Below are 13083 nucleotides of genomic sequence, written 5' to 3' on the forward strand. Positions count from 1 at the left end.
TCATCAATGCAGTAAGAAATAAATTAATTCATCGAATTGTGGCTGTCATCAAACGTGGAACTCCGTATCAAACCACACTGAAAAATAATTTACAAATCTCTTGATTTGATCATAGATATCGTTTGTGTATGAAACGTGGCTGGGCTTTCAAAGCGCTGTACTGTCCCACGTGACCCACCGTAATTTGAAAACAAACTACAAATTTACACTGAACCCCAGCCATGTTTTATACACTTTGTTGGCAGTTGTTTCCTATTCCATAAGTCTAAACCAGTCCTTAACCGTCAGCTCTAAACGCACAACTTCATCGTCAGCCAATGGACAGCAGTGGGCAATCGGGCCTCTTAATTGATTTAGATTATTGGTAATTCTCTGAAAGGCACGTTGTCCACGTTTAAATAGATTTTCAAACGCTGGCCAATTCTTTGTTACGATTTGAGTTAGTTCACCGAAAGTGGTATAATCAATTTTTTCCTCCGACCGGATCGTAAAACCAGAATCCTCTTCTCTCTGGATATTCTTTTCGACATTCTTTCGTATTTCCTCGTCAACGTTGGTATTGAACCAATCTTCACCATACTTTTCTAACATCAATTGCATCACCAAACTTCGTATTGAACGCTCAAGACAGTAAAACACCTCATAATGTTCTGCCATAATTTGTGCTTCCTGTCTGAACTTTGAGTCAAATTGCAAGTAATATTCCCTGCGCTTTGCTTGAACGGGCTCTTTTCTTCCGAGGTCGACGAGGTGTTCCCTTTCAATGTTATCAAGCGCATTCTCAGTCAAGGAATTCGCTAATGCAAACAATTTAATCTTCGATTCAATGTCCGGTTTAGTCATTCAATAAATTTTCCTTTAAAGATTTAAAAATCGCATTATAAATTGCTGGGTCATCTGTTTTAGGAAGCACGAGATTGATTGTATAGTTTAATCCAATCGATGTCTTCCCGCGCGAATGACTAAGTGCATGAATTTGAGTTTCTTCTTTGTTCGGCTTACTGTCATCTTTATTATCTTCTTTCTTGACCTCCGGAGAGCCGTCAAACGTTGCTAGGGTTTTTGCATTAAAAAATGTGCTAACAATCCTGTCGACCTTCGCTGAATCATGTGCTTCACCGGTGGCTTCCATTACCAGCCCTTTAAATCCCTTTTTATCGAGGTCATGACAATACTCGTTTCTGGAATATAACTCTGCATACCCAATGCGCAGAGCCTTTCCTAAACTGTGAGACGATGTAGCAGGGTTCCTAAATTGTTTGTAAAGTTGAGTAGGACTTCCATCACTGTTCAACAATCCGCATTTCTTTGCCCATGAAATGAAGGTTAAATAGTTTCCTCCATTAAATCCAAGTTTCGTACTCAGGAAATCTTGGCTAAACGATTCAGGAGTTGCAGCCTCCCTGATCTTTTCCAGAATTTTGGAGATTGATCCTGGTGCTGACATATACGGTATTTCTGCTGCCATGTGGTCTATTTTTATAATATAACTATCTGTCGTGACGGAAATGACTGCCAACGGCTATATATGCAGCGTTGCCGTGTTCAAAGCGCATCATTGTCCCACGTGCAAAACGTTATTTGACCTTTAATTTAACAAACTAGAACGTCACAGGCAATGATGCATATATTTTGTTGGCGGTTGTTGCAATCTCACAACTTTCTCCATTTGTACCCCGTGCCTTTCTTATTTTTTGTTACAAGTCTTAAATATTTCTTGTCAAATTTAAAAGGCATATAAGGCTCCATCTCTTTCACATAGTCCCAAAAAGACTCGTCTGCGTTTTGAAAAGGAAAATTCAGTGTCGGTGAACAAAAGCTCGTCCGAGTCAACCAAAACATTATTCCAGACTGGAAGGGCGAGCCGTCCAAAATTTTCTTTGATTTATTGTCCTTTAGATGAAAGTCATAACTAAACATTAATTCCACTGGCCCGAGTTGTTGCTTTGGCCATGGATCACCAGATATCAAAAGGTCTATTGCATCTTTAAATGTCTCTTTTTTAAGTCGCCAAATCGTCTCTTTTTTTGGTGGGTTGTCGTAAAGTTGTGGTTGCTGCACATTGATAATTTGTCCTTCTCCAAATTTTTGATTTGCTGAATTGATCGCAGTCCAACATTTGTCGTCTGTCTTCAAATCCTCAAAGCCACTGAATATATGCAACTCAATAGCATCCCAACGAGAATCATCCGGACTCTCGGGCAAGGCGGTCGTAAATTGTCTAATAAAAAATTCAATTTTTAGCCAAGCCATTTCAATTCCCTTTTCTCTAACAGCTTGTCCAATTCTTGAGTCTGGTAGAGAGTATTGAATAAATGTTTCTTGGTTGTTCATCCTTGTCCGGTTGCAACTACCGCCAACACTTATGTATGTGACGTTGTGGGTTTAAGATTAGTAAATTGTTCCACAACACCAAACGTTGCTTGAAAGATAAGACTAAAAACTTAAACCGAACCCCACAATGGCACATACATGTTGTTGCCAGCTGTTGTTAGTCATCGATGTCGTCGGGTAAGTCAAATAGTTCCGGTTCAAGTACATGCAAATTTGCTCTATCTAAAATCTCCCACTGCAGAAAGGAATTTTGAATTTCCAGTCCTGGTCCCACAAAGTATTTTGGTTTGTCGAACTCATTTTGTCCTAGTTCTTTAAATACTCCAGGGATCAAAATGACATTAAATCCAAGTCCGTTACTTAATTCACTAAGTCTGTTTTTATCTTTATTTGTTTTAACTTCTTGGTCAAGACTGTCAATAAGTCCCTTTAATTTGCTCCTTAACTCTTCACCCTTTCTTGTCAAAGGTTTGTTAATGTAGTAGTGCGGAAATCTATTCTTAGCTAACTCCCAAAGTTTTAGTCTGTCGTAAATGTGTCCAAATTTGTAATTCTTATCATTGAAGTCAAGTTTGTACCGTACAGAACCAATAAGCTTTTTCGGAGTCAATGCATTTTTAGCTGTCACTTCGCTGTACGCTTGATAGTGTTCCCTAATTGATGCCAGGAACAAATTATGATAGTCTTTTAAGTAAGAGTTCTCAAAATTCTTCTCACTTACTACTACAACTTTTTGATCTTCGAAGTGCCTTGTCTCAATTCCGATAACTCCTAAAAGAACAAATTCCTCTATCGTTTTGGCAAGGAGTTGCTGTCCGGTTGTCAATTTAATGTCCAGAAGTAAAAGTCCTTCAGTCGGTAATAATTCGTGTACTTCTCTCATTTTAACAATTGCTGGCAACGCTAACATATAAACAGTGGTGGGTGTTCGAAGTAGAATCTGTCAACCGTTAACTGAGCGTTGAACGAAGATAAATATTTAAAACTTAAACTGAACCCCACCATTGATTATATGCATTGTTGTGGGCTGCTCTTTTACGTGTCAGTCGTTATGTCGTCCCACTCGTCAGCATACATTACCAACCAGTTCAAAGCATAATGTCTCTCGAATACTATTCCAGGATGAAAGTCTCCCGGAATTTTTTTGTTATTTAACTCCGCGTCTCTCGTTGCCCAATGCATTCTGTAAATAAGGTCAACTTGGTTCAGGATTTCTTCCTTGTTACGCAATCTAGATTTTTCAATCCAAGCGGTCGGATCAATACTTAGGTCAGGCAAATCTTCGATATGCTCGAAGTCGCACATGTCAATAGGTAATTCTAAGTCATCAAATTTGTTAAGTGACCATAATAAAACGTTTAAGCTTTCTATCTTCCAACTATGTTCTACCTTATCCTGATCACTTGGATTCTTGTTTTCTAAGAATTTTTTTTCATTCGGTGAAACTTTGTCCCATAGAGCGAACTCTTTCAAATACTCAGTCATTTCCTCTCCTGAAGCTTCTCCATGTACAACGAAGATGATTCCATATAAGATGATGCATCTCTCCGCAACTTCTCTATCGTTCCTAAACCTAGCCTCTTTGAAATCTTCTACTAGCGGAAGATGCTCCAAGGTTGGGATCTTTAATTCCTTTAAGAATTCATTCGTCCTGCGTTTGCGCTCCTCTCCAGTCAAATTAGTAGTACTGGAATAATCTGGTTTGATCATCATGCTGTCAAAAGATGAGTTTTCATTTTGTTTGGTTCTATTCTGTCCGCAGCTAAATAGAAAAAAGTGTCCGAAAATAAGTCCCAAATATCTCATGCTAACTTCCATAAAAGAGTTGCCCACAACGCTGATGTATGGGCCGTTTAAATTTACCTTGGCGTTAAAAATAATAAAAATTTAAATGGACCATACATGTTGTTGGTGGCTGTGTGGCCACCCCCCCTACATAATTCCAAACGTCAATTGGTTCTTTTCTAGGTACTTGTCGGTAAAATAAAAATCAATACTATCAATGTCACTGCGGCAACAATTGCATAGTATCTAAGTCTTCTCCGCATTTTGTGAACGAATTGATCAAATTCGGGATTGTCATACATTACTTTATAGTATGTCTTATCTGGAAAAGATTCCATGTAACCCATAAAACTCGTGTATCTATCCCGTAAATACTCGTAATCACTCTTTGTCAAGACATTTGCGCTTCTAAAATTCTCTACGTAAGTCACAAGTCTTTTAATTCTAATTTTATTCGTAATAATCAGCAGGGCAAGATGAGTAACGCCAGTTAAGAAAATTGAAATGGTGATTATTTTAGCTACTTCGTTCAAGTTTGTTTAGTCTTGTCAAATTTTGTGTTGTCCATACCTGTCCTGGCCAAATTGCCACCAACGCTTAAATATGCGCCGTTGCAGTTTTTCTTTCAAATCTAACAACAAAACTGCAATGGCGCATATTTGTTGTTGTAGGTAGTGGCGTCACACGCTCTCTTACGTTGTGTCAACTCAAATGAATAAGAGCACTTTCTTCTAAATCAAATTTTGTCAATCCGTCAATTGTCTCCACACCCCAGGGGCTATCGAGGTCTATCCTAACCAATCTTCTTCCTTTTTCGTCCGTCCATTTTTCAACAATTTCACATGCTATAAATCCATCTCGAGGGTATTTGGAATCGTGCCCTAATGACTCGCTGCTGAGAATTGCAGTTTTCGCAACCATGATGAACTCATTGGCCCACGCATCTTTGAATTTTCCTTCCACCATCCCTGGTTGGGGTTCGTCACTAATGTATTTTGTAATTGTAACTTTAATACCAATCATTGCCCTTTGATTAGCGCATTACCTACAACGTTTATGTATGTGACGTTGTGGGTTTAAGATTAGTAAATTGTCCGCGACACCAAACATTGATTGAAAAAGAAAACTAAAAACTTAAACCGAGCCCCACAATGGCACATACATTTTGTTGTAGGTAGTGCGCGTCCACACTAATTTGCTTTTCCGTCTGCCGTCCTAAGTCTTTCAATTATTTTGTCTTTCAGTTCTTTTTTAATTTTTACCCTTTCAATTCTTGAAATTATGTCCTTGATGTTAGGGTCAAGAAGAGGTGAACTCAAGTCTTCAAGAATTGCTTCCATTTCAAGTCTTTTTTCTTCTTTTTCAATTGTGTTAACTGTCAAATCTGTCTGTTTGTCCAGAAGGGAGAAAAGTAATTCATTGCTCCATTCTGAATATTCAATATTGTTTCGGCATTCTTCTCCAAAAGTCAACAAGAAGTCAGCTATCTCTTTTTGATTAGCTTTTCCAATTTTGTCCGCGATAATACTAAGAACCGGGCCGTCACATTTTTGAACTGTCTGTCCAAAGAGAGTCGTTGTCGCAAATGTCAATATTGTCAGGATCGGGAATCTCATGTCTTTGTTAGCGCATTACCTACAACAACTTACTATACGTATTACGTTTAGCCAACCAAATATATGCGAATTCGCATGTTTCTTTTTTATCTGTCGGCTCTAAAAGCTAATCTTCAATTTTTTTATCGGACTTACAACATCATGAAGGCTTTTGAAGATACATAGCCATAAATTTCGGCGGTTTGTACTGAATGAAGCTCACCTGGAACCTCTGCGGCTCGCGGCATTTTTAATTTACAGGTCTATTTTATGATTTATCTTAACCGTGTTGTTACCCGCATATATCCGGATATGCACGGATGGTCCATTTGTAAGCAAGAGGGAATGTCGCTAATGGAAATTTTCAATCTCACTAAGTGCAACAAATTTGTTTCAACGCACGTCCAATACGTCCTAATGGACGCCTCGCACGTGCTTGTGACAGTCTTTTGTACTAAATTTGGCCGGTCGTCAGCCTCCATCGCCAGCATTCATGAGTCAACTGTTCCAGATTTTTATCAATGGAGGAATCGTCCTCGGTGTATTTGTTATCCTTCTGCTGAACAATAAAGGTGTCCGCAAGTCGCGGGCAAATACATTTCTGTCGGTACTCCTGGGGGCTTTGACCTTCAGCACCTTTCACTTGCGTTATGCAGGTGATGTCATCCACCATTTCTCATTCAAAGCCTACAGCCTGGGCGATCCTACTTTCCTGCTTATTCCTCCCCTGCTTTGGTTTTACATCACGGAGTTAACCGGTGGTCGCGTACGACTTTCACCCGGTTCTGTAGCGCACTTCCTGCCGTTCTTGGTAATGATCTTCTGTTCAATCTCCTTTGGTTCGTTCCTGAGCAGAAATTCATTGGTGAATATATTCGATGAACATCCTCGATTGCCTTATACGCTCTTCTGGGTGTTCGTTGTAGTTCAATTTTCATGCTATCAATATTTGATTCACCGAAAGTGGCGTGACTATCAACATGTCATCAAACAGGAAGTTTCCAACACTGAAAATGTTAGCATTTCATGGGTGCAATTTTTTATGGGTGTTTTCCTGGTCATCAACATTTTCTTTTTGTTCGGTCTGTTTGCCGTGATACACTTTGATATCATGAACGTTGTGTGGAAGTCAGTCGGAGTCCTGCTGTCACTTTCGATATTTGCGTTAGGTTATAAAGGTATTCTCCAACGTGAGATATTTTATACGGATCTAACTCCTCCGGAACCGCGTATATTCCAACAGTTACCCAAACCTGAAAAGCCAAGTCAGGACCTCGTTGATAAACTAATCCAATTCATGGAGGACAAAAAACCATATCTTGACGCTGAATTATCACTGAGTTCGCTATCGAAACAAATTGGACTAAATCGAAATCAGTTATCTCAATTAATTAATGAAGGTGTGGGCGAAAACTTTTACGACTTCATTAACAAATACAGGGTTGAAGAAGTGAAGCGGTTGATGGCTGATCCGCAAAAGCAGCATTACAACTTGCTTGGTATGGCGCTGGAGGCAGGATTTAAGTCGAAGTCTACCTTCAACCTAATCTTTAAACGGTTCACCGGCCTCACACCGACGGAGTATAAGAAAAATAGTATGTAGCTGGACGTCCAACAGGATCCCTTTGAGCGTAGTTCGAGACATGGTGCTCTACTGTTGCAAAAAAAACATTATGATTCACCAGCAACACAAACCCCTCATTGAACTGCGAAACGTCAGCAAGGCCTACCCTGTAGCGTCTGGAACCTTCATGGCATTGAACGATGTCTCGCTCACTATCGAAAGCAGAAAACTCGTTGCCATCACTGGCAAGTCAGGAAGCGGCAAGTCAACGCTCCTCAATATTATCACCGGAATAGACCGGCCGTCAACAGGTAGCGTGACGATTAGCGGCGTTAAGGTGGATAAGCTATCCGAAACGGAACTCGCGTCGTGGCGTGGAAAGAATGTTGGTGTAGTTTTCCAATTCTTCCAACTTCTGCCCACATTAACGATTCTCGAAAACGTGATGCTTCCGATGGACTTTTGTAATACCTATTCAAAAAAAGAACGTCGGGATAAGGCACTTGCGTTGCTGGAAAAAGTTAACATCAAAGAACAAGCAGGCAAGTTTCCTTCAGCACTTTCCGGTGGACAACAACAGCGTGTGGCGATTGCCCGAGCATTGGCGAATGATCCTCCGCTACTGGTGGCTGATGAACCCACGGGAAACCTTGATTCGCATACCGCAACTTCAATTTTCGAGTTGTTTGCAGAACTGGCTAAATCAGGAAAGACGGTGATCGTAGTAACGCACGAACGCGAATTCTCCGCTTACTTCGAAGACACGATCAGCATTGCAGATGGCATGGTCAACGCACAAATTTCTGTCCACGCTTAACACGCTATCGATGAGACCAAGATACATGAAGGTCATCCGTGATCTTACTTCAGATTATTCTAAAAACCTGATGCTGGTGTTGGCCATTGCCATCGGTGTATTTGGAATAGGATCTATCCTTGGCGGCTATGCGGTCCTCAGCCGGGAAATGAACGCGAACTATATGAGCACCGCGCCGGCATCAGCGACTATTGAAATTGACGGGGACATATCTTCCACGCTGCTTGACAGCGTTCGAACGTTTCCGGGAATAAAGAAAGCTGAGAGACGTTCTACGATTGTTGGTCGAATGAAAGTCCATGAACGATGGCATCCGATCCTTTTCTTTGTGATTGATGATTTTGAAAAGATGGAGATCAGCAGATTTCGGCACATCTCAGGGACAAAAATACCAACGGAGGGAACGATGTTGGTGGAGCGGACTGCATTGATGGTCATGGGAGCAAGTGAAGGTGATGCCATCACTGTTCGTACACCGCACGGCAGTCAGCAGACGTTAAAAATAGGTGGTGTGGTACATGACCCGGCGTTGGCGCCTGCATGGCAAGAGCAAGCGGGGTACGGTTACATCACGATGGCAACTTTGAAAGCACTGGGCGAAAATTCACGATTCGATCTCTTAAGAATTCAGGTATCCGAAAATGAATACGCACGTCAACACATAACGCAAAAAGCTGAAGAAGTGGCTGATTGGCTGAAGCAACGCGGAATAGAAATCCACGAAATCCAGGTTCCTTCTCCAGGAAAGCACCCGCATCAAAGCCAGATGGAAGCGGTCCTTTCTATTTTTACAGTTTTCAGTTTTATGATTCTTCTCCTTGGCTCGATCCTCGTGGCTACTTCAATGGCGACGCTGATGGTCAAGCAGGTGAGACAGATCGGCATAATGAAAACGATTGGCGGGAGTTCTTATCAAATCTCGACGATGTATTTCTTCATGATGCTCGTAGTTTGTGTCGTTGCCATTCTCGTGAGCATTCCCCTAAGCCGACTGGCAGCGTTCGGTTTTTACACACAGATAGCAAAGCTGCTTAATCTTGAAATCACCGATTCATCAATTCCACTGCGGGTACCGTTCATTCAAATTGCTTCGGGCATATTAATTCCGATGATTGCCGCTGCCATCCCGCTCATTCGAGGAAGTCGCGTTTCGGTCCGCGCCGCACTCGACAACTACGGTGTGTCGACACAAAAAGTAAACCGGTGGAGCACATTTCTTTCCCGTACAAGCCTGTTCACAGACACATACAGGCTTTCGTTACGAAATGTTTTCCGGCAACGCAGCAGATTAGTACTAACGCTAGGACTACTAGCCGCCGGCGGCGCCATGTTCATGACTGCATTGAATGTATCTGACGCGTGGGAAACAAACCTGAAACGCATTTACACGCAGCGCTTATACGATCAGGAAATCAGACTAAATGAACGTCTCTTGCCAGACTCGGTTTTCAGCGTCATTGAAGCCATCGATGGTGTAACTAAAGTAGAAGGTTGGGACTTTGCTTCCAGTTCCATCATTAAGGATAGCAAATATGAAATCACAAAAACTTATCCCGACAAGGGCCATGGAAGTTTCTCTATCCAGGCACTACCCGTTCCTACTCAATTATTGAATCCAACTGTAGTCGAAGGCCAGTGGCTAAAAACCGCAGGATCAAATGAGGTGGTGCTTAACCAACTGGCGAGGACCTCCGAAATGACTATTGGTGATGACGTGTTGCTCGCTATAGACGGAAAACCCACGCGATGGAAAATCATAGGATTTACGGAAGATGTTGGCTCGCCTGCAACAGCGTATGTTTCAATTACAACCTTTGCAAAAATCGCTGGGTCATCCGGCAAAGTAGGAATGCTACGGATCGCATATTCCGATCGCTCGAGGAACAATTCACAAAATAAAAGTCGCGAGATTGATGATGTTCTTGAAGACAACAATATACGAGTCAGTGCCAGTATACCGGTATGGCTATTGCATAACGCAGTTGCAGCACACATGGAAGTCTTGGTCAATTCACTTCTTGCGATGGCTTTACTCATGGCGATTGTCGGAACCTTAGGTTTGACCTCTACGATTAGCATGAACGTTCTGGAAAGAACGAGAGAAATCGGGGTTATGCGTGCTATCGGAGCAACGCCAGGGACAATCAAATCGCTGATCGTCTGGGAAGGTATCACCATTGGTGTGCTGAGCATTATGATCGCGTTCGTCGTGTCAATTGCCTTCTCCTACTTTATGGGAGTATTCATTGGCAACATTTCCTTTAGAACGCCATTAACCTTAACCATCTCGCCCATAGCGATAGCAATCTGGGTAGTATTAATTACTGTGGGATCATATTTCGCATCTGTATTTCCAGCCCGCAGAACAAACAAAGTAACCACACGTGAAGCGCTGGCGTATGAGTAAACCCAAGTACGACAAGAATTGCTCTACGAATCCCGCAATACCTGTGCAGGATTGCTGAGCGACGCTTTATAAGTATGATATCCCACAGTAATAAAAGCAAGGACAGACACCATCAGCCCGGATATCACAAAAATAACCGGGCTGATATCAACCTGATAGGCAAAATTAGTAAGCCATTGCTTCACCGCATACCAGGCGAGCGGCGCCATCATGGCAAATCCAAGAAGCACAAGTTTCATAAAATCCCATGAGAGCAGTGATACCACCTGTCGGATAGACGCACCATGTACTTTGCGAATGCTGATCTCCTTTCTCCTTTGATGGGTCAGAAATGAGGCGAGGCCTGTCAGCCCGAGACAGGCCACGAAGATCGCAAGACCTGCGAAAGATGTCATTAGTATACCTGTCTTTTCCTCGGATTTATAAAGCTTGTCGTATGTATCATCGAGGAACGAGTATTTAAAAGCATTATCCGGAGAAAGCTGATCCCATTCCCTTTTTATAAACTCAAGGGTTTCTTTATACCGGTTGCCCTGCAGTTTAATTGCAATAACATAAGCATTGTTCCTATCTATGCGTATAACCAAGGGATCGACCTTATGCTGCAATGACCGGAAATGATAATCTTTTATAACCCCCACAATAGTTCCTACCGGATGAGCACCATCCAGGACCTGGAACGGTGTGCCTACTGGCTTATCCAAAAAAAACTGTTGAGCGGCAGTTTCATTGATTAGATACGCAAGCGAATCATCTGTTGAAAACTCGCGAGAAAGCTTCCTCCCGTCAACCAATTGCAGTTCCATCACGTCAATATAATCGTGATCAGTAGCGACAGTATTAATACTCACATCCTCCCGATCCTGACCCGGGAATCCATATCTCCAGTGTCCGAGTGTGTTGCCAGGTACGGCATTACAAATGGTAACTGCCTTTATGCCGCTATGATTGAGAAGACGTTCCTTGAAGAGATCGTAATTTTGGTGCACCTCAATGCTTGCTGGAAAGCTTACTACATGCTCACGATCGAAACCGACGCTGGAATTTTTCATAAACGACATTTGCTGCAATACGACAATGGTAGCGATGATCATAAACGTGGCAATGCCAAATTGAACAATGGTTAGCGTCTTTCTTAGCCCTGCCTTGTTGCTGACTATCCTGTCGCCTTTCAACACCTTGGCAGGAGAAAATGAGGATAGGTAGAATGCCGGATAGGCACCGGCGACCAAAGCAGTGATCAAGCCGATGGCTATGAGTACAAGGAAAAACACAGGATCATCAATAAGATTAAGTTCTAACGTAAGGCCCATCAGTCTGTTGAATAACGGCAGTGTGAGCGACACGATCAGCAACGCCATTGTAAAGGCTAGGGCGATGAGAAAAAGACTCTCTCCTATGAATTGCCATATCAATTGCATGCGTGAAGCACCGATCGATTTACGCAAACCAACCTCCCTAGCCCGGACCAACGCGAGGGCTGTACCCAGATTCATGAAATTAAAGCAAGCTATTAACAAGACGAGGATAGCAACGGAAGAAAACACATTTATATACACAAGACTACCGGTGCCGCCAGTGTCTCCCTTTATTCCCGAGGTGAAGTGGATATCGTCTAAAGGCTGGAGCCAGTCAATTTCAACGTTGCCCCCCTTGGCCGGACTGTTTGTCTGGTATTCGTGGAGTTTCTCACTCATCCTCCGCTCCAAGTCTGAAGAAACTCCGTGAGGAATATGCAAGTATGTGGTGTAGTTCCAAGACCCCATATCTTCTAGCACCTTGTCATTCTTAAACTGGAAAAGTTGTTCCATCATCGCCGGCAGCGAAGTGAAAGAAGCCAGGTAAGAGAATTGCAGATGCGAATTGCGGGGAACATCTTCGAACACGCCTGTGATTTCGAATAGCATCTTATTATCAAATTGAATTGACTTTCCGATTGGATCTTCACCTGGAAAAAATTTTTCTGCAATGCTGCGGCTGATGGCGATTGTTGAAGGCCTACTCAAAACCTTATCAGCCTCTCCCCTGATGAGAGGCGTAGTGAACATTTGAAAAAAAGCACTATCAGCCAGGCAAAACTGACCGGCGCCCAATTGTTTTTCATCGTACTTGAAATTCGGTTCCTCGTTTACGACAGCAAATCTTGAGTAAGCCTTAACTTCCTTAAAGTCATTATGAAACCGAGGTGCCATTCCTGCGGGTGTATAAGTTTGCATTGCCAATTCTCCTTCATTGGCCGAACGTGGAATGTATCGGAAGATCTCCTTACGGTTAACCTGAAAAGACTCGTAACTTATTTCAAACCGTACATAAAGAGCGATGATGATGCAACATGTAATCCCAACAGCAAGTCCGAGGATATTGATGAGTGCATAGTTCAGGTCTCTCGACAAACTTCTTAAGGCAATTTTAAAATAGTTTCTTATCATAATTCTAAAAACAATCTGTAAGTAAACAATTTTTTTTTTACGAGGGAAACTTTAAAAAAACCTTCAGAGCGAGGTGTACCTTTGTAAAACAATACAAGACGAGGATTTGAATTTCGTCACAGCATATTCTTGTTGTTGCTTTACAACGACAT

The 13083-nt window shown here is 42.1% G+C and carries 12 protein-coding genes; 3 read left to right on the top strand and 9 right to left on the bottom strand.

Going from position 1 to position 13083, the window contains the following annotated elements; genetic code table 11:
• Window positions 1-252: 252 nt before the first annotated feature.
• The 8 genes from P2W71_RS13245 to P2W71_RS13280 all read right to left on the bottom strand — a co-directional run bounded on the left by P2W71_RS13245 (window position 253) and on the right by P2W71_RS13280 (window position 5735).
• The gene (locus tag P2W71_RS13245) at window positions 253-843 is read right to left on the bottom strand and encodes a Swt1 family HEPN domain-containing protein (RefSeq protein WP_276371738.1); all 591 of its coding nucleotides are present in this window, start codon (window positions 841-843) and stop codon (window positions 253-255) included.
• Window positions 836-1468: a DUF5343 domain-containing protein gene (locus P2W71_RS13250; RefSeq protein ID WP_276371739.1), complete on the bottom strand. Its 633-nt coding sequence runs from the start codon at window positions 1466-1468 to the stop codon at window positions 836-838. Before P2W71_RS13250 ends, P2W71_RS13245 begins: the two co-directional genes overlap by 8 nt.
• A 185-nt stretch (window positions 1469-1653) precedes the next feature.
• Window positions 1654-2334: a hypothetical protein gene (locus P2W71_RS13255; RefSeq protein WP_276371740.1), complete on the bottom strand. Its 681-nt coding sequence runs from the start codon at window positions 2332-2334 to the stop codon at window positions 1654-1656.
• A 157-nt stretch (window positions 2335-2491) separates the two neighbouring features.
• Window positions 2492-3217, bottom strand: coding sequence for a hypothetical protein (locus tag P2W71_RS13260; RefSeq protein WP_276371741.1), 726 nt, complete (start codon window positions 3215-3217; stop codon window positions 2492-2494).
• Window positions 3218-3369: 152 nt separating this feature from the next.
• Window positions 3370-4140, bottom strand: a complete 771-nt coding sequence (locus tag P2W71_RS13265) for a DUF4272 domain-containing protein (RefSeq protein WP_276371742.1) — start codon at window positions 4138-4140, stop codon at window positions 3370-3372.
• A 158-nt stretch (window positions 4141-4298) separates the two neighbouring features.
• On the bottom strand, window positions 4299-4652 hold the full coding sequence (locus tag P2W71_RS13270; RefSeq protein ID WP_276371743.1) for a hypothetical protein: 354 nt from the start codon (window positions 4650-4652) through the stop codon (window positions 4299-4301).
• A 169-nt stretch (window positions 4653-4821) separates the two neighbouring features.
• Window positions 4822-5142: a hypothetical protein gene (locus P2W71_RS13275; RefSeq protein ID WP_276371744.1), complete on the bottom strand. Its 321-nt coding sequence runs from the start codon at window positions 5140-5142 to the stop codon at window positions 4822-4824.
• Window positions 5143-5309: 167 nt separating this feature from the next.
• Window positions 5310-5735, bottom strand: coding sequence for a hypothetical protein (locus P2W71_RS13280; protein WP_276371745.1), 426 nt, complete (start codon window positions 5733-5735; stop codon window positions 5310-5312).
• Window positions 5736-6207: 472 nt separating this feature from the next.
• Between P2W71_RS13280 and P2W71_RS13285 the strand changes: the two genes are divergently transcribed.
• The 3 genes from P2W71_RS13285 to P2W71_RS13295 all read left to right on the top strand — a co-directional run bounded on the left by P2W71_RS13285 (window position 6208) and on the right by P2W71_RS13295 (window position 10502).
• Entirely contained in the window at window positions 6208-7317 is a 1110-nt protein-coding gene (locus tag P2W71_RS13285) for an AraC family transcriptional regulator (RefSeq protein WP_276371746.1), read from the top strand.
• 70 nt (window positions 7318-7387) lie between these two features.
• Entirely contained in the window at window positions 7388-8095 is a 708-nt protein-coding gene (locus P2W71_RS13290; RefSeq protein WP_276371747.1) for an ABC transporter ATP-binding protein, read from the top strand.
• A gap of 10 nt (window positions 8096-8105) precedes the next feature.
• Window positions 8106-10502 carry an ABC transporter permease gene (locus P2W71_RS13295; protein WP_276371748.1) on the top strand — a complete coding sequence of 799 codons (2397 nt, stop codon included), beginning with the start codon at window positions 8106-8108 and terminating at the stop codon, window positions 10500-10502.
• 23 nt (window positions 10503-10525) lie between these two features.
• Here the strand turns inward: P2W71_RS13295 and P2W71_RS13300 are convergent, their stop codons facing one another.
• Window positions 10526-12931, bottom strand: a complete 2406-nt coding sequence (locus P2W71_RS13300) for an ABC transporter permease (protein ID WP_276371749.1) — start codon at window positions 12929-12931, stop codon at window positions 10526-10528.
• Window positions 12932-13083 lie beyond the last annotated feature (152 nt).

The organism is Chryseolinea sp. H1M3-3 (genome assembly GCF_029360725.1).
Lineage (GTDB): Bacteria > Bacteroidota > Bacteroidia > Cytophagales > Cyclobacteriaceae > Chryseolinea.

Coding starts and splice junctions, on each gene's coding strand:
- P2W71_RS13295 (WP_276371748.1), top strand. CDS start 8,106: ATGAGACCAAGATACATGAAGGTCATCCGTGATCTTACTTCAGATTAT.
- P2W71_RS13280 (WP_276371745.1), bottom strand. CDS start 5,735: ATGAGATTCCCGATCCTGACAATATTGACATTTGCGACAACGACTCTC.
- P2W71_RS13285 (WP_276371746.1), top strand. CDS start 6,208: ATGAGTCAACTGTTCCAGATTTTTATCAATGGAGGAATCGTCCTCGGT.
- P2W71_RS13250 (WP_276371739.1), bottom strand. CDS start 1,468: ATGGCAGCAGAAATACCGTATATGTCAGCACCAGGATCAATCTCCAAA.
- P2W71_RS13290 (WP_276371747.1), top strand. CDS start 7,388: ATGATTCACCAGCAACACAAACCCCTCATTGAACTGCGAAACGTCAGC.
- P2W71_RS13265 (WP_276371742.1), bottom strand. CDS start 4,140: ATGAGATATTTGGGACTTATTTTCGGACACTTTTTTCTATTTAGCTGC.
- P2W71_RS13260 (WP_276371741.1), bottom strand. CDS start 3,217: ATGAGAGAAGTACACGAATTATTACCGACTGAAGGACTTTTACTTCTG.
- P2W71_RS13300 (WP_276371749.1), bottom strand. CDS start 12,931: ATGATAAGAAACTATTTTAAAATTGCCTTAAGAAGTTTGTCGAGAGAC.
- P2W71_RS13275 (WP_276371744.1), bottom strand. CDS start 5,142: ATGATTGGTATTAAAGTTACAATTACAAAATACATTAGTGACGAACCC.
- P2W71_RS13245 (WP_276371738.1), bottom strand. CDS start 843: ATGACTAAACCGGACATTGAATCGAAGATTAAATTGTTTGCATTAGCG.
- P2W71_RS13255 (WP_276371740.1), bottom strand. CDS start 2,334: ATGAACAACCAAGAAACATTTATTCAATACTCTCTACCAGACTCAAGA.